The organism is Pseudoalteromonas sp. Scap03, from assembly GCF_013393115.1.
Taxonomy (GTDB): domain Bacteria; phylum Pseudomonadota; class Gammaproteobacteria; order Enterobacterales; family Alteromonadaceae; genus Pseudoalteromonas.
This window is the reverse complement of sequence record NZ_VDEU01000001.1, coordinates 1702155-1718579: the sequence shown is the minus strand read 5'-3', so window position 1 is coordinate 1718579 and position 16425 is coordinate 1702155. Positions and strand designations below refer to the sequence as shown.

The window sequence follows — 16425 nt, the reverse complement described above, 5'->3', positions numbered from 1 at the left end:
GTTACAATATCTGTCTTGCTATTAAACTATTAAATCCATACTATCTATATACTTATGCGAAATAAAAATCACGTTCACAACGGACACTGCTAGATTAACAAGGTAGATAAATGCTAAAACACTGTTTACTATGGCTGCTTTTAACAGCCGCCCCGTTTATGAGCCAAGCAGAGGAAGCTCAATCAACGTCGCCGACTAATGCTAAAACAGCTTATATAATCGATAATTTGTATACTTTCATGCGCTCAGGTGCCAGTAAAGACTATCGCTTACTTGGTTCAATAGATGCAGGTACACAACTCACTTTATTATCTGATGAACAAAATGGCTTTATAAAAGTTAAAGATGATAAAGATCGTGAAGGCTGGGTAGAAGCTAAATTCATTAGTGAATCAGCGGGTTTAAAACAACAATACCAAGCCCTCAATAATGAAATAAGCACTATGCAAAATAGACTTCGCCAAGCGCAAGTTGAGTTACCTGAGCTGCAAGAGCAAAACACACAGTTAACCGAACAAAACGCGCAACTATTAGCACAAATTAGTCAGTTACAAGGTGAGCTTTCTCAAGAACAACAACTAAAACAAGCAACCAGCGCTAAAGAAAAACGCCAGCTACTTACTTACGGTGGAGCCATTGCATTTTTAGGTTTGTTCTTAGGGATTATCTTAACTATCGTGTTATCACGAAGAAAACGCTATGAAGGTTGGGCATAAGCTTAACTTAATATAGCAGGCATAAAAAAAGCATCATATGATGCTTTTTTTATGCCTGCTATATTTTATCTTTAAAAAAATACCTGCGTTATATATCTAAACGAAGCCCAGGGTCTTGTTTGATTTTTTCTATTACCATGTAAGTGTGGTGTGTGCCCACTCCCGGAATATCAACCAAATCACCTAATACTTCTCTGTATTCGTCCATGTTGGAAATGCGAATTTTTAATAAATAGTCATAACCACCCGCTACCATATCACACTCAACAACCTGCTTAATTTTAAGAATGTGTTCACGAAATACTTTAAATACGGCTGTATTTGAGGTAACTAATGATACCTGCACATGGGCCAATAAGCTTTGATTAAGTTTTTCCTCACTTAATTTAGCGAAATACCCTTCAATATAGCCCTCTTGCTCTAAACGTTTAACCCTATCTAAACAGGGACTGGGGCTTAAATTCACCTGCTTTGCGAGGTTAACATTTGAAATTCTACCATTGCGCTGCAAAACGTCTAAAATTGATATATCGATACGATCAAGCAGGCGTAATCTATTCGGATTAGTCATATCAGTATTTTATATGGATAAGTTAATAATATGCCCTGTAAATTATCGTAAAACGGCGAAATTAACCAGCATATTCTGCTGGATTTTAATTAGAATGCACGCTTTACACCAACAACATTTAGCGGTAATTAACAATTATCCTAAGTCTTAACACTCCTGAGGGTTGCTTATGTTATTCAATGGCGATTTAACAACGACTTGTCCGATCAGACAGAAGATCCGTGACTTTTACCGTATTGATGAAAATGCGGTTATTGATCACATTTTACCACTTGCAGAAGTCGGTGTTAAAGCACGAAGCCGTGCATGGGAAAGAGCTCGCCAAATAGTTTTAAACATTCGTAAAGACCAAGATGGTCAAAGCGGTGTTGATGCGCTATTAAATGAATTTTCACTATCGAGTGAAGAAGGTGTGGTATTAATGTGTTTAGCCGAAGCATTGCTTCGCGTTCCTGATAAAGCAACTCAAGAAACATTAATACGTGATAAATTAGCAAATGGCGATTGGAGCTCTCACTTAGGTAGTAGTGATTCTTTATTCGTTAATGCCTCGTCTTGGGGATTACTAGTAACCGGTAAAATGGTTAACTATAACGACAAAACGAAAGAGCAGCAGTTTGGCATACTTAAAAAAACAATTGGTCGTTTAGGCGAGCCAGTTATTCGTAAGTCTGTGAACTTTGCGATGAAGATAATGGGTAAGCAATTCGTAATGGGTCGTACCATTAACGAAGCAATTGAGCGCGCGGCTGAAAAAGAGCAAAAAGGCTATGTATATTCATACGATATGCTAGGTGAAGGCGCTCGCACAATGAAAGACGCTAAGCGTTATTTCGACAGCTACATGAATGCAATTCATGCTATCGGTAAAGCGGCGAATGGTCGTGGCCCGATTAAAAGCCCGGGCATTTCTGTAAAGTTATCGGCTATTCATCCGCGTTATGAATTTACTCATAAAGAACGCGTGATGGAAGAAATCGTTCCAAAACTAAAAGAACTTGCTCTTGCCGCTAAAAAATACGACATCGGTTTTACTGTTGATGCTGAAGAAGCAGACCGTTTGGATATTTCTCTCGATGTTATTGAAGCGGTATTTAGCGATGACGACCTTGGCGATTGGCAAGGTTTTGGTTTAGCGGTTCAGGCGTATCAAAAACGCGCTATTTTTGTTATTGAATGGCTAACAGACCTAGCAACCCGTGTGGGTCGTAAAATGATGGTGCGTTTAGTAAAAGGCGCATACTGGGATACCGAAATCAAAACCACGCAACAAGATGGTTTAGACTTCTTCCCGGTATTTACCCGTAAAGCAACCACAGATGTGTCATACAAAGCATGTGCGATTAAAATGCTTGAAGCACGAGATGTGCTTTACCCGCAATTTGCAACACACAACGCCTATACTGCAGCGACTATTTTAGAAGTAGCGAAAGGTGATAACCAAGGTTTTGAATTCCAACGTCTGCACGGTATGGGTGAATCTTTATTTGACCAAATCGTTAATGAAGAAAAAATCCAGTGTCGTGTATACGCACCAGTAGGCCAGCACGAAGACCTACTTGCTTACCTTGTTCGTCGTTTACTAGAAAATGGTGCTAACTCATCTTTTGTAAATGCCATTGTAGATACCACCCAACCGGTTGAAGCATTATTACCAGATCCTGTTGAAACACTGCAAGGATTACGTAATAAGTACAACACGCAAATAAAAATGCCAATTGATTTATACGGTGAAGAACGTGCCAACTCAAAGGGTATGGATTTAACTGATATTAACGTGATAACCCCGTTTAAAGAAAATTTAGACACTTGGTTTGAAGAGCACTTAATTGAAGAAAGCCAAGTACCAGAGGGCGCGCTGGCAGTTAAAAACCCAGCAAACCATAAAGAAATTATTGGCCATGTGAAATTACAAAATAGCGATGAAATGAAAGTGTTGCTAGCCAACGCTGAAACCGCTTTTGAATCATGGTCACAAACGCCAGTAAAAGAGCGCGCTAATTTATTGCGTCGCGTTGCTGATATTTTAGAGCGTCATCATGATGAACTTGTTGCTATCTGTATCAAAGAAGCAGGTAAAGTGGCACAAGATGGTATTGATGAAGTACGCGAAGCGGTTGATTTTTGTCGTTACTACGCTGCCCGTGCTGAAGAGCTTGCTCAAGATGAGCGCTTTGAAGCTCGTGGTGTGATTTTATGTATTAGCCCATGGAACTTCCCACTCGCTATTTTCTTAGGTCAAGTTGCAGCTGCTATCGTTACGGGTAACACTGTAATTGCAAAACCTGCAGAACAGACGAGCTTAATTGCCCTACGCGCTATTGAATTAATGCTTTCTGTTGGTTTACCTGAGCACGTTGTACAGCCTGTGATTGCTCGCGGTAGCGAAGTAGGTAAAACCATTGTGCCAGATGAGCGCATTCAAGCTGTTATGTTTACAGGTTCAACTGAAACGGGCACGCTTATTTCGCAAACATTAGCTGCACGTAACGATATTCAAGTACCTTTAATTGCAGAAACTGGCGGTCAAAACTGTATGATTGTTGACTCAACTGCGCTTCCTGAGCAAGTTGTTGATGATGTTATCAGTTCTGGTTTCCAAAGTGCCGGTCAACGTTGTTCGGCATTACGCGTGCTCTTTATTCAAGAAGATGTTGCTGATGGCATTATCGATATGATCAAAGGCGCACTTGCTGAGTTACATATTGGCGACCCATCATTACTCTCTACAGACGTAGGCCCTGTAATTGATGAAAAAGCGCTGAAAACACTTAATGCTCATGTTGAATACCTAAAAGGTAATGCAACACTTCACTACGAGTGTAAAATTCCTGATAACAGCGAAAATGGCGCATTTTTCTTTGCACCACGTTTATACGAAATCAAAGACTTATCGGTATTAAAGCGTGAAGTATTTGGCCCATGTGTACATGTGATCCGCTTTAAAGCGAGTGAGCTTGATAGTGTTGTCGACCAAATTAACAACACCGGTTACGGCTTAACAATGGGTATTCATTCTCGTATTGAAGAGCGCTGTGAACACCTAGCTAAAATGTCGCGCGCAGGTAATGTTTACGTAAACCGTAATATGATTGGTGCGATTGTTGGCGTGCAACCATTTGGTGGCCGTGGACTATCGGGTACTGGCCCTAAAGCCGGTGGACCAAACTACCTACAACGCTTAATTAAAGAAAAAGCATCACCAGATAACGTACAAATGACTAACCTAACGCCAGACGAGCTTGATTTACACCACTACAGTGGCGCAAATGAGCAAGTAGAAAAGCTAATGGTTAACTCTATGCGCGATGAAAAAATTTGGCGTGCAACACCACTGAATGATCGTGTTTCTGCGGTGCGTCAGTTATTAGCGAAAGTAGCAACCGTTGAAATTATTGATGATCTTGCAGACGATTTAGCGTTAACGCTTGCCGATGCACGTGCTCAGTTAAACCGCTTAGAAAAGCACATGCGCAAATATACAACCTTACCGGGGCCAACGGGTGAGTCAAACACTCTTCACCTTGAAGCACGCGGCTGTGTAGTATGTTACGCAGATAAGAGCACCTCATTTAACTTTTGGGCACTATCGATTATTACCGCGCTTGCTGCTGGTAACACGGTAATAACGGTAGCATCTGAAATATTTTATGATGAAGCGGTTGCTTTTAGAGATAAGTTTATTGCGACTGGCGTTGCTGAAGGTGTTTTCCAAGTAGCTAAACCAAATCAATTACAAGCGATATTGGCGCATCCTCACCTAGCCGGTGCGGTAGTTGCTGCACGTTCTTCTCGCTTAGGCTACTTCAGCCAACAGCTTGCACAACGTAAAGGCGCAATACTACCAGTGATCAGCTCTGAGTATTACGACACGCTAATTAAGCGCTTAATTACTGAAAAAACAATCAGTATAGACACGACGGCATCAGGCGGTAACACCTCGTTGATGACCCTTGTTGAAGATGATGAATAGCAATTAATGCATTAATCTAAATAAAGGCATCTATTTGATGCCTTTTTTATTCCTATCTACGCATTTATTTGTTAATTTAAAAAATAATAACTGTTAATTAGAGTTCACTTTGAAAATCATTCCTACTTCACAGCTAAAGCCTGGTATGTTTGTACAAAAAGTTGTTAAACAAACTGGTAGCATTAGAATAAAAAACCAAGGCTGGGTTAAAACTCAAAGTGGAATTGATAAATTAATAAAATCAGGAATTTTAGAGGTTGAAATCGACCCTGATAAAATGCTCGAATCTGAAGCACCTGAAACACAAGCAACCTTACCTACTCAGCACGAAATCAAAAAGCGCGATCCTTGGTTAATTACCCACAGTGCTGAGCAAGAAATGAGTAAAGCTAAAAAGCTTTACGATGAAGCAAAAAACCTGCAAACCAAAGCTTTTGGCGATATAGAGTCTGGGCGTACTGTTGATGTTGCGCCTTTTAAAGAACTGGCTAGTGGGTTTATTGACTCCGTATTTAGAAATCAAGATGCTCTAGCGTGCATTACACAAATGCGCCAAAAAGATGCCTATTTGTTAGAGCACTCGATAAATGTGTCTATTTTGATGAGTATTTTTGCCAAACATCTCGGTATTGAAAAAGCAATTATTGAAGAACTTGCCACTGGCGCTCTTTTACATGATATGGGAAAAATAAAAATCCCTGATGCTATTCTCAACAAACCAGGTCGTTATACGGACGAAGAATTCAAAGTGATGCAGAATCATGCGCTCTTTAGCAAAGAGATACTAGAAGACGCAGGATTAACGGGGATTGCCGTAGATATTGCAGGTATGCATCACGAGCGTTTAGATGGTAAAGGCTATCCCTTTGGCAAACAAGGCAATGAAATAAGCCAGTACGTTCGTATGGCGTCTATTGTTGATGTTTATGATGCATTAACCGCTGAACGGGTTTATAAAGCAGGCATGGAGCCAATTAGAGCATTTAAAATTTTAAAGCAAGGCTGCCCAGATAGCTTTGATGGGGTGCTACTTAATAAGTTTATTCAGTGCATTGGTATTCACCCTGTGGGCACACTGGTAAAACTCTCAAGCCAAAAGGTGGGACTCGTTACTCAAAGCAATCCAGCAACACCATTAAAGCCAGTAGTAAAAACGTTTTTCAATGCAAAACATGGGCGTTACACTGAAGTTCAAGACGTTGATTTAGCAAATAAAAGAACGAAGGACACGCTTGAATCAGCAATAAAACCCAATGAATATAATATAGATTTAGAAGGCTTTTATAAGCACTCTATCTTTAGTTAATTGGCCACTATTGTGGCCAATCTTGCAAGGCTTTTAAGCTAAATTCATAACCATCGAAATCAAGTACGCTCTGATCTGGCGCTATTTCTAACAGCTTCAACGCACCAATAGACTCCCCTTCATATAGCTCTCTGCCATTGAGCTTTATCCAGCGTTTATCCGCAGCTGAAGAATAAATGTGCGCCTGATACTTAATACTTGGTAACATACTTTGTAAGCCATCAGGAAGTAGCTCAACAGGCTGTACTCGTGATGAAAGGCGAGAGCCTTGAGTTACTTCATAGTCGGCTGTTGTTTCTGTACTATTAACGGCTTGCGCAAACGCATTTTTCAGCGTATCGGGAACCGTATCAAGTTCATCATTTGACTCTGGCTGCGCAGGCACATTTTGATTAAGTGGTTTACCTAACACCTTATATTTACTCAACTCATCTGCAGTAAGTGTTCTTTTCGCTGATTGAGTTGGGACACTTTGCGGTTGACTGCTCGGTGATTGAAAACTAGATGAAGCGTTATTCTGCGTCGAGAAATTTTGCGTTTGCCCTTGAGACGCTTGATTAACGCTCATAGGTAAATATTGTCCTTGTGGCGTCAGCAACATTTGCTGTACACCCGTTGGGGTTTGTACATAAACCAACTGCCCTGCCAGCGGCACAGAATTGTTAGGCGCAGCTGTTACAATGGGCGCTTGAGGAGTTGTTACTGTTTGAGCAACCGTTCTTTGTACTTCCTCTGCATTTGTTGTTGGTTTTTCTACAACCCCTGACTCTTTTTGACTAAGGTCATTTTGAACAGGCTCATTTTTAACGGTTACATTTTCTTGTTGCGCCCACTTGCCGACAAAGAAGCCACTGGCCAATATACCCGTTGCCAATAAACTTCCTGCGAGTAAAAAACTAATTCGACGATAGGTCATCAACTGGCGTTGTTGTTTTAATTGTTGCGCTTGCAAGTCATATTGCTCAGCGCTCATGGTATCGTGCTTTGACTGCTTTAACGCATCTAATAAATAAGACATGAATCACCTAACTAAAAAATAAAAGACAGGCCAATTCCTGCACCAAAAAGCATTAACGCAGCAGCGCTATAAGGCCAAATCGAACCTGTTTTACTCACCTTATTATTTGTAACAATAAAGTCGATAGGTAAAGATTCACTCGCCGCTTGTTTAACAATATCACTGCCAACAATTTCTTGTTGTTTCGAAAATGCCCCTACTAATGCGCGTTCACACACCAGATTCATTAATCGTGGCACACCGCCTGTGAGCTGATGCACCATTTGCATTGCTTCCATTGAAAATATTTTCTTGTCACAACCTGCAATATGCAGCCGATGTTGAATATAAGCAATGGTTTGCCCTGGTGTTAGTGCTAACAAGTGATATCTGGCAGTAATACGCTGTGCCAGCTGCCTTAACTCATTTCGCTTTAGAAGTACCTGTAACTCAGGCTGCCCTACTAATACTATTTGTAATAACTTTTTATGATCCGTTTCAATATTGGTTAATAAGCGAAGTTGTTCTAGCACATCAGGGGCAAGCAATTGTGCTTCATCAATAATCAAAATAGTATGCCCCCCCGCTTTATTATTAAACTCAAGGTGCTTTTTAATCACATCCGTTAAACTTTTCAGGGTTGCATTTTTGGCGTCGTAAGTTATTTGTAATTCATCGCAAATACTGGCTAACAGTTCAAGTTCTGATAACGCAGGATTATGGATCATTGCTACTTGGGTATTTTCAGGCAGTCGCTCTAACATACTACGCGTTATGGTGGTTTTACCCGTACCCACTTCACCTGTTAACAGCACAAAACCACCGTCTTCACCTAACCCATAAGTAAGGTGTGCTAATGCTTCTTTGTGGCGTTCACTTAAAAATAAGTAATGGGGGTTAGGCGAAATTGAGAATGGCTTTTCTTGTAAACCAAAATAGCTTAAATACACCTTTATAGTCCTTGGTCGTTAATTCACGGCCTATAATGGCAAAAAAATAGCCTGGGTGACAACTACAACCAGGCTTTATTATTAAAATAGTGTAAATAAAAAGGCTAAACTAAATAAAAGCGCATTTTTAGATTCGCTAATACATTAATTAACTACTTCTCATAGCGTACTAGGCGTAAATATACGTTACTTGTTTTAGCATGTAAGCTATTTAAACCACTGGAAAATTGATAAACCCATGCCGAATTTATATTGCTAATACCTGAGGTGTTAGACCAATAATTTTGCGACTGCGTTGCTAAAAAAATATCCGCATTAATACTTGGATCGGTACAACGGTGATCTACTATACTGGCTAACTCTTTAATACTTGGTACTTGCCAGTCGTTATAATCTGCTGTGCTGTCATTAACTGCGCCTTTAAGTGAAGCTTGCCAATTTAGTGGCTGAGTATCACCATCGCAGCTAGTTGTTTCGCTATTATAAACTTGGCCATAATTACAGCGTTGCCACATCAGCCCTGTTTTAGTATCTGACACAGTGCCATCAATATTAATCACAAATCGGTCGGTATCATCGCTAGTCGCAACTTCTTCATAACACTGCTGCGCTGCAAGTGACTGGCTCAATCCCAAGGCTAATAACATAGAGACTTTAATTAATTTCATAATAATCACCTTAACGATTTCTAACTAAGCGCACGTAAGCGGTATTATCTTTTGGATAGGCTAAATCGTTGCCATCCATCATATCGATAGTGTAAGCCTGAGATAAACTGGCACCATCAACCGCGGTCTGTGAAGTCCAGTAGCGTAAATGCCCGACACTATTAGTCGATGGTGTATTAGGGAAAAATGCAGTATCTATCAATACATTTTGCCCTTGTTTACCGTAGTCGATTAAACCTAACAGCTCAGAATAAGTGGGTAAACGCCAATTACTGCCACCACAAAAATCAAGCGCGTTAACTTCATCTATATAGGTTTGCAATCCACAATCAGTATTATTTGGGCACGTAGTATTAGCACTACCCGTTACATCGCCACTATTGACAGTCCCTTGCCAAATATAGCGGTTTTGTCCATCACGCAGTGAGGTATTTGGTAACACACCGGAATAAGGACTTTTCACTTCCCAAACAAGGCCGGTAGTATTATCGCGAATACAGCTAAAGTTCGACGCATCATCAAGAAGCTCATCGGCAAACTCATTAAGTTTGGTGTAATCAAAAGCCAAATTCCCTTTACCCACTTTACCTAAACGATTGGCAAAACTATCACGCCCAAGATCAGCATCTTGAGCTGGAAACTCATCATTATTACAATTAATACGTTGAGTATTGTTATAACACTCACCCAGCCCAGTATCGTTTATTAACCCAAGCGCTTTAGGTGTTACATCAATAAATACAGTATCTGTGTCGGTACGCCCTTTTAAATCCATAACTTGTACTTCAAAGCTAAGAGTTGCATTTAAATCAATATCAGAGGCGAAAAAGCTAGCAGTACATGACTGCGGTTCAAGAAGAGCTTCGGTATTTCCGGTAAGTTGTTGCCACTTACATTGATAAGTCTGAGTTGCCGCTTCGCTTGCCGTCGCATCTAAAATAACCTTATCAAACTCTTCTACTGTTTGGTCTGCACCCGCATCGGCAATAATCACTTGGGCTGTTTTATTGAGAGTCATATCAAATTGTGATGCAGATACCCCGCCCTCATCATCCGTTACGGTGAGTTGCCATTTTAAGTTGGTGTTATTTTCTAATAATGGATGAGGAAAACTAAGCGTTGGATTGGTATAGCTATCAATTGTTAAATCAGGCCCAGATAATAATTGCCACAAGTAACTACTAATTTCGCCATTTTCATCGGGGTCTGTGGAAGTTAAACCACTAAGGGTTACAGTATCTTTATAAACTGAGGGTAAGTTTGCAGGAGCAACTTGAGTAACAACAGCAAGAGGAAGCTGATTATTAGAGGAAATGAAAACACTCAACTCGTCATTCACTAAACTACCATCTGGCGTTTGATAGCTTACCCTTAAGACCAATTCACTATCAGATTTTACATCCGGTGCAGTGATGGTTTGTTCAGCCCCTTCAAGCGGAAACACATCTATAATAGGACCGCTTACACGCTGCCAAGTAAAAATACCATCTGCAGGAGAGCCTTTTGCAGAAATAGTAAACTCTGATTTTTCTACAACTTGGAGATCGTTACCTGCAAATACTGACGTTTTAATATCACTGTTATCAGCACCGTCTCCCCCTCCACATGCAGCCAAAAGCAAGCATGCCATAAGTGGTATTAACGAAATTGCTTTCATACTAAGCACCTTTGTGTCTTAAAATTATCTAATAAGACTGTAAAGCAAAAAAAGTGCCATTATAAATTATAAATAGCTATCTTGATGAATACGAACAAATAACTTAGTGCCAACTTTACTGTAATCTACTTTATATTCGCGGCCATCTAAGGATTGAATAAACAACAACTGTTTCTCCTCGCTAAATACATCTGGACTTGCAATATAAACCATATCTAAGTAGCGCTCTTTTGCATCACGGCGGTTTTTTGGCAGCTCTTCTTTAAATGGTTCAAGGCCATTTGCTGTTACTTTAATTCGAGGATGTTCCTCACCATTAACAATCACTAAATCTAGTTTTCTGTCTTTGTGAATTATGGTGTTTCGACCACTTTTAATAAAAGATCTGTCTTGACTCATAGTTATTCCTAATCCCGCAGTGAGTGCTTATATTATTATTCACACTGCGACTTGATAAACTGAGAGGGATCACGCTTCCATTTATTTAAATTTGCGCAAAATTCCCAAATATCACTTTCTATTACACTGGCAGGTAACAGTAAGTCATACCCTGTTAAAAGCTGAAGATGCTTAGCCCTATTAGCAAACATCGCTATAAGCCCATTATAGTCAATTCCTTTTTTTGACCTAAATTTATTATCTTCAACTAACCATTCTGATGGGCAATGCCCATTTTTGCAATTTTTTTGAACAACTTGCATAAATAAGTGCCGCTGTTCTATTAGTAATTTACCCGCAATTCTTGGTGCTAAAGCAGCTAAAAATGTATCTATATCATTTAACTTAATACCAATCGCGTTCAGCTCAAGATGATCAATACCGTTATCAACTTTAGGAATACCGCAATGGTGGAGATTTTCTTGGTGTAAATCCCATTGCCCGTACTTATGCTGATATGTTAATTGCTGCTCAGTTAAAATAATACTATAAAAAGGTTCTTGTGTTTTAAAAAATCCAATTAAAATTGCTGCAATACATAAACTTACTAAAAAAAATTCAATAATACTGATTTCACCTGGACGCAATAAATTAAATAGCATGATGAAGATTAAACCAATGCTACCTACGACCAGTATTTCAATCCCATTTTTAGCGCCTTGCGCTCGGTATTTAAGTGTGTGTTTTTTTATATTAGCCATACTGAAAAAACGCCATATAAAATATAAACATAATAATAGCCCACAATACTAACTTTCTCAGTGTTAAACAGCGTTTGCATGATGTTTTGAAGTTCATCAATTAACTCCTATTATTACTGTTAAATATGCGCAATGACTAAGTATCAGTTATTTTTACGCCTAACGCACAAATTAATGAGATACATAACCGCCTTTTTTTGTCCTGATTTCGTACAATACTTATAATCTATTTTCAGGTATGAAAACAATGCACTCTAAACAATCCGGCAAAGCCCTATTTCCATTTATTATTTCGGTACTAATAATTTTTAGCGTTTATTTATATTTGCCCGCATCACAGGGCGAGCAAGCTGATTACTCGGCAATGACAACACAAGTCTCTGCGCACACTGTCGAGTCGCAAGAAAATGCCATTATGATTGAAGCCATTGGCAGTGCCCGTGCTAATCAGGCTATTTACATTAAAAGCGCACAAAACGATTATGTCACCAGCATTTACTTTGAAGACGGCGACTTGGTCAGCAAAGGACAAAAATTAGTGCAACTGCAAAACCAACAAGAACAATTTGCAGTAAAAGAACTTAGCATTAATTTACAAGAAGAAAAACGCCAATTAGCTAGGCTTACCGAACTTTCTCGCTCACAAGCGACTGCCAAGTCGTTACTTGAAGAACAGCTAGCCCGTGTTGATGCCAGCGAAGCTCAACTTGAAAGTGCCAAAACTAAACTCAATGAAATGGCTATTACCGCGCCTTTTTCTGGGTTACTGGGTAAACGCGAAATATCGGTAGGCGCTTATATTAGTAACAGCACGATAATTACAACCTTAGATGATATCAGTATCATAAAAGTTGATTTTAAAGTGCCTGAAAAGTATTTAGCTCAACTGAAAAACGGAATGACTGTTCGCACTCAAAACGATGCTTACCCTGATCAAACATTCACCGGTAAAGTAACCCATATAAGCTCACGTATTGATTCAATCACTCGCAGTGTAGAAGTAACAGCCAGTTTTGCTAATAAATCGGGTTTACTTCGCCCTGGTATGCTACTTAAAACTGCACTAGAGCTAAGCAGCAATCAAGCGCTAATGGTGCCTGAAAAAGCAATTATTCCTCTGCAAGATAAACATTATGTTTTTCAAATTGAAGATGGCATAGCTAATCGCATAGAGGTACATGTTGCAAGTAGAAACAATGGCTGGGTTGCAATAGACAAGGGGTTAAAGAACGGCCAGCAGATTGTTACCGAGGGAATAATCAAAATCCGCTCTGGTAGCAAAGTAAGCGTTAAGGGGTAACACGTGAAAATTACCGATACTAGCGTCAAACGCCCCGTTTTTGCGATTGTTATTAACTTACTGTTACTCACTTTTGGCTTAGTTGCTTTTAGTATGCTGCCTTTGCGTGAGTATCCAGATATTGAAACACCGATTGTAAATATTAGTACTGAATATACCGGTGCATCTGCTGAAATTATTGAAACAAAAATAACCCAAGTTATCGAGAACCGTATTTCGGGGATTGAGGGTATTAAAAGTATTAACTCATCGAGTCGTAATGGCCGCTCAAACATTACCATTGAGTTTAATATTAACCGCGATATAGACGATGCCTCTAACGATGTACGAGAACGTGTTGCACGGGCATTAGACAGCCTACCAGAGCAAGTACGCCCTCCTGAAGTATCAAAATCAAATAGTGACGAAAGCCCTATCGCGTGGTTTGTACTTAACAGTGAAACCATGGATTCATTGCAACTTTCTGATTATGCACAGCGTTTTATTGTCGACCGTTTAGCCGTTGTTGATGGTGTATCAAATGTGCGTATTGGGGGAGAGCGAAAGTATGCCATGAAAGTATGGCTTAACCGCCAAGCGATGGCAGCTCGTGGCATTACCTCTAGTGATATAGAGCAAACACTACGCAGTGAAAATGTAGAGCTTCCGGCGGGTGAAATTGAATCGGTAGACCGTGATTTTACTGTGCGCACTGCACGCAGCTATAAAAACCAACGTGATTTTCAAAACCTTGTCATTAAGCGAGGCGAAGATGGTTATTTAGTACGTCTAGGCGAAGTGGCTGACGTAAAATTAGAAGCCGCCGATGATGAAAGCTTATTTCGCGGAAATGGCCGTAATATGATTGGTATGGGTATTGTTAAACAAGCCAAAGCAAATACTCTTACAGTAGTTGATAATGCCCGCAGTGAACTGGAAAAGATTAAGCGTAACCTACCAGAAGGCACCACTATCGAAGACAGTTACGACTCTTCAGTATTTATCAAAGAATCAATTAATGAGGTTTATAAAACTTTAGCAATTTCTATGGGCTTAGTAGTGCTTATTATCTTTATATTTTTAGGTAATATTCGCGCCACACTTATTCCTGCGGTCACCGTACCGGTCGCCTTAGTCGGTAGTTTTATGTTTTTATTAGCAATGGGTTATTCAATTAACTTATTAACTCTACTGGCACTAGTATTAGCAATAGGCTTAGTGGTAGATGATGCCATTGTAATGCTAGAGAATATTCACCGCCGCATAGAACTTGGTGAGCCGCCTTTATTGGCAGCTTATCGCGGCGCCCGTGAGGTAGGCTTTGCAATTATAGCCACCACCCTAGTACTGATCTCTGTGTTTGTACCATTGGTGTTTATGGAAGGACGAATAGGCGCACTATTTACAGAATTTGCAATGGCGGTGAGTGCAGCCGTGTTCTTCTCCAGTATTACTGCATTAACACTCTCTCCGGCATTGTGTTCAAAGGTTTTAAAGGCCTCTGAAAAAGAAAGTAAATTTAGCCAAGCAATGGATCGCTTTTTTACTAAATTAGAAAATGGATACCGTAACGCTTTAGCGTCAAACATGACCCGCAAATGGGGCTTAATGCTGAGCTTAGTTTTAGCTGGGTTTGTTAGTTATTCATTATTTTTACAAATACCGTCTGAACTTACCCCTAAAGAAGACCGTGGTACCTTTTTTGTACTTATGAATGGCCCTGAAGGGGCTAGCTATGAGAATAATGCCGCTAATATGGCAAAGATAGAAGAACGCTTAATGCCTTACTCTGAATCTGGCGAACTAAGCCGAGTTTTAGTGCGAGTTCCAGGTTGGGGTGGCAGTGGTGGTGTAGCCATTGTTGGTATGGCGGATTGGGATAAACGCAAACGCTCAACCTGGGAAGTCATGGATGAAATAAGCGGTAAAATGCAAGAAGTCACCGATGTACGTGCTTTTGCAATTATGCGCCGTGGTATTGGCGGTGGTGGTTCATCGCGACCGATAGAGTTTGTTTTACAAGGTAATGATTATGCTCAGCTAGCTGATTGGCGCGATAGAATTATTAAACGTGCAGAGAAAAACCCTGGGTTAGTGCGCATTGATCATGATTATAAAGAAACCTTCCCACAATTTTTAGTCAGTATTGATAAAAATAAAGCCGCTGATTTAGGCGTATCAGTCTCAGATGTGGGACGTACACTTGAAACCATGCTTGGCCAACGCCGTGTAACCACTTTTATTGACCGCGGTGAAGAGTACGATGTAATTTTAAAGGGAACTAAAGAAGACTTTGCAAACCCTACTGATATTTCAAATATTTACCTTAAATCTCGCAGCAATGAATTGGTGCCACTCGACAGCCTTATAAGCTTGAAAGAAGAAGCCACCGCCTCGCGTTTAAATCGCTATAACCGTATGCGTGCAATTACTCTAAGTGCCAACTTAGCTGATGGCTATACGCTAGAACAAGCACTAAACTTTTTAAACAATGTTGCCGCAGAAGAAAATGACATTGATGGCGCCATTGATTACAAAGGTGAGTCACAATTGTTTTATGAAGGTGCCTCAGCTATGACCTACGTGTTTGTGCTGGCATTGACCGTGACCTTTTTAGTGCTCGCTGCTCAGTTTGAAAGCTTTATGCATCCGCTTGTTATTATGCTCACCGTTCCACTTGGGCTAATGGGTGCTATGTTTGGCCTATGGAGTATGGGCTTAACACTTAATATATACAGCCAAATTGGTATTGTGATGCTCATCGGGTTAAGCGCTAAAAACGGTATTCTGATTGTTGAATTTACCAATCAGTTACGTGATAAAGGGTTGGAATTTAGTGAAGCTATTTTACAAGCCGCTACCCAGCGTTTACGTCCTATTATAATGACCTCCCTAACCACAGTTATGAGCGCGGTACCTTTGGTACTCGCCTCAGGGCCTGGCTCGGAAAGTAGAATGGTAATTGGTGTAGTGGTATTTACCGGCGTAACGGTTGCCACCATACTGACTCTGTTTGTGGTGCCAGCTGCCTATTACGCACTAGCGCGAAATACACAATCACCAGAGTTTTTACAGCAAAAGCTAGATAAACAAGCAGCTGAAAAACCACTTAAAGAGATCTAAGTCACTCTGAGCGTCGTAATTAGCTGTTACGGCGCTATTTTGGTGC

At 40.2% G+C, this 16425-nt stretch carries 12 protein-coding genes; 5 read left to right on the top strand and 7 right to left on the bottom strand.

The genetic code is table 11. From position 1 onward, the window contains the following. Window positions 1-110: 110 nt before the first annotated feature. Window positions 111-716, top strand: coding sequence for a TIGR04211 family SH3 domain-containing protein (locus FHG08_RS07775; protein ID WP_138605653.1), 606 nt, complete (start codon window positions 111-113; stop codon window positions 714-716). A gap of 88 nt (window positions 717-804) precedes the next feature. Here FHG08_RS07775 and FHG08_RS07770 read toward each other — a convergent pair whose 3' ends face one another. Then, window positions 805-1287: a winged helix-turn-helix transcriptional regulator gene (locus FHG08_RS07770; RefSeq protein ID WP_178955339.1), complete on the bottom strand. Its 483-nt coding sequence runs from the start codon at window positions 1285-1287 to the stop codon at window positions 805-807. 169 nt (window positions 1288-1456) lie between these two features. On the opposite strand from FHG08_RS07770, the gene putA reads away from it, so the two are divergent. Together putA and FHG08_RS07760 are read left to right on the top strand one after the other, a co-directional pair. Next, window positions 1457-5260 (top strand): bifunctional proline dehydrogenase/L-glutamate gamma-semialdehyde dehydrogenase PutA, encoded by a 3804-nt coding sequence (gene putA, locus FHG08_RS07765; RefSeq protein ID WP_138605655.1) that lies wholly within the window; start codon window positions 1457-1459, stop codon window positions 5258-5260. A gap of 109 nt (window positions 5261-5369) precedes the next feature. Further along, entirely contained in the window at window positions 5370-6566 is a 1197-nt protein-coding gene (locus tag FHG08_RS07760; protein WP_178955337.1) for an HD-GYP domain-containing protein, read from the top strand. Between the two features lie 7 nt (window positions 6567-6573). Here FHG08_RS07760 and FHG08_RS07755 read toward each other — a convergent pair whose 3' ends face one another. The 6 genes from FHG08_RS07755 to FHG08_RS07730 form a co-directional block, all read right to left on the bottom strand. Next, a complete protein-coding gene (locus FHG08_RS07755; RefSeq protein ID WP_178955335.1) occupies window positions 6574-7584 on the bottom strand; it encodes a general secretion pathway protein GspB in 1011 nt (336 codons plus the stop codon). Between the two features lie 11 nt (window positions 7585-7595). Next, window positions 7596-8513 (bottom strand): ExeA family protein, encoded by a 918-nt coding sequence (locus FHG08_RS07750; protein ID WP_058154289.1) that lies wholly within the window; start codon window positions 8511-8513, stop codon window positions 7596-7598. Between the two features lie 152 nt (window positions 8514-8665). Further along, window positions 8666-9181, bottom strand: coding sequence for a DUF1566 domain-containing protein (locus tag FHG08_RS07745; RefSeq protein ID WP_178955333.1), 516 nt, complete (start codon window positions 9179-9181; stop codon window positions 8666-8668). A 10-nt stretch (window positions 9182-9191) separates the two neighbouring features. After that, entirely contained in the window at window positions 9192-10838 is a 1647-nt protein-coding gene (locus tag FHG08_RS07740; protein WP_178955331.1) for a DUF1566 domain-containing protein, read from the bottom strand. 66 nt (window positions 10839-10904) lie between these two features. Then, window positions 10905-11237, bottom strand: coding sequence for a hypothetical protein (locus FHG08_RS07735; protein WP_010391054.1), 333 nt, complete (start codon window positions 11235-11237; stop codon window positions 10905-10907). Window positions 11238-11272: 35 nt separating this feature from the next. After that, window positions 11273-11977: a DUF2982 domain-containing protein gene (locus tag FHG08_RS07730; protein ID WP_178955329.1), complete on the bottom strand. Its 705-nt coding sequence runs from the start codon at window positions 11975-11977 to the stop codon at window positions 11273-11275. 247 nt (window positions 11978-12224) lie between these two features. Here FHG08_RS07730 and FHG08_RS07725 point away from each other — a divergent pair, with 247 nt between their 5' ends. Continuing rightward, a complete protein-coding gene (locus tag FHG08_RS07725) occupies window positions 12225-13277 on the top strand; it encodes an efflux RND transporter periplasmic adaptor subunit (RefSeq protein ID WP_138571138.1) in 1053 nt (350 codons plus the stop codon). Window positions 13278-13280: 3 nt separating this feature from the next. After that, complete coding sequence (locus tag FHG08_RS07720) at window positions 13281-16379, top strand: efflux RND transporter permease subunit (RefSeq protein WP_010391050.1); 3099 nt, start codon at window positions 13281-13283, stop codon at window positions 16377-16379. Window positions 16380-16425: the final 46 nt, after the last annotated feature.

Excerpts from the sequence above, each read along its gene's own strand:
- FHG08_RS07770 (WP_178955339.1), bottom strand. The coding sequence starts at position 1,287 with ATGACTAATCCGAATAGATTACGCCTGCTTGATCGTATCGATATATCA.
- FHG08_RS07740 (WP_178955331.1), bottom strand. The coding sequence starts at position 10,838 with ATGAAAGCAATTTCGTTAATACCACTTATGGCATGCTTGCTTTTGGCT.
- FHG08_RS07755 (WP_178955335.1), bottom strand. The coding sequence starts at position 7,584 with ATGTCTTATTTATTAGATGCGTTAAAGCAGTCAAAGCACGATACCATG.
- putA (WP_138605655.1), top strand. The coding sequence starts at position 1,457 with ATGTTATTCAATGGCGATTTAACAACGACTTGTCCGATCAGACAGAAG.
- FHG08_RS07730 (WP_178955329.1), bottom strand. The coding sequence starts at position 11,977 with ATGGCTAATATAAAAAAACACACACTTAAATACCGAGCGCAAGGCGCT.
- FHG08_RS07745 (WP_178955333.1), bottom strand. The coding sequence starts at position 9,181 with ATGAAATTAATTAAAGTCTCTATGTTATTAGCCTTGGGATTGAGCCAG.
- FHG08_RS07735 (WP_010391054.1), bottom strand. The coding sequence starts at position 11,237 with ATGAGTCAAGACAGATCTTTTATTAAAAGTGGTCGAAACACCATAATT.
- FHG08_RS07725 (WP_138571138.1), top strand. The coding sequence starts at position 12,225 with ATGCACTCTAAACAATCCGGCAAAGCCCTATTTCCATTTATTATTTCG.
- FHG08_RS07775 (WP_138605653.1), top strand. The coding sequence starts at position 111 with ATGCTAAAACACTGTTTACTATGGCTGCTTTTAACAGCCGCCCCGTTT.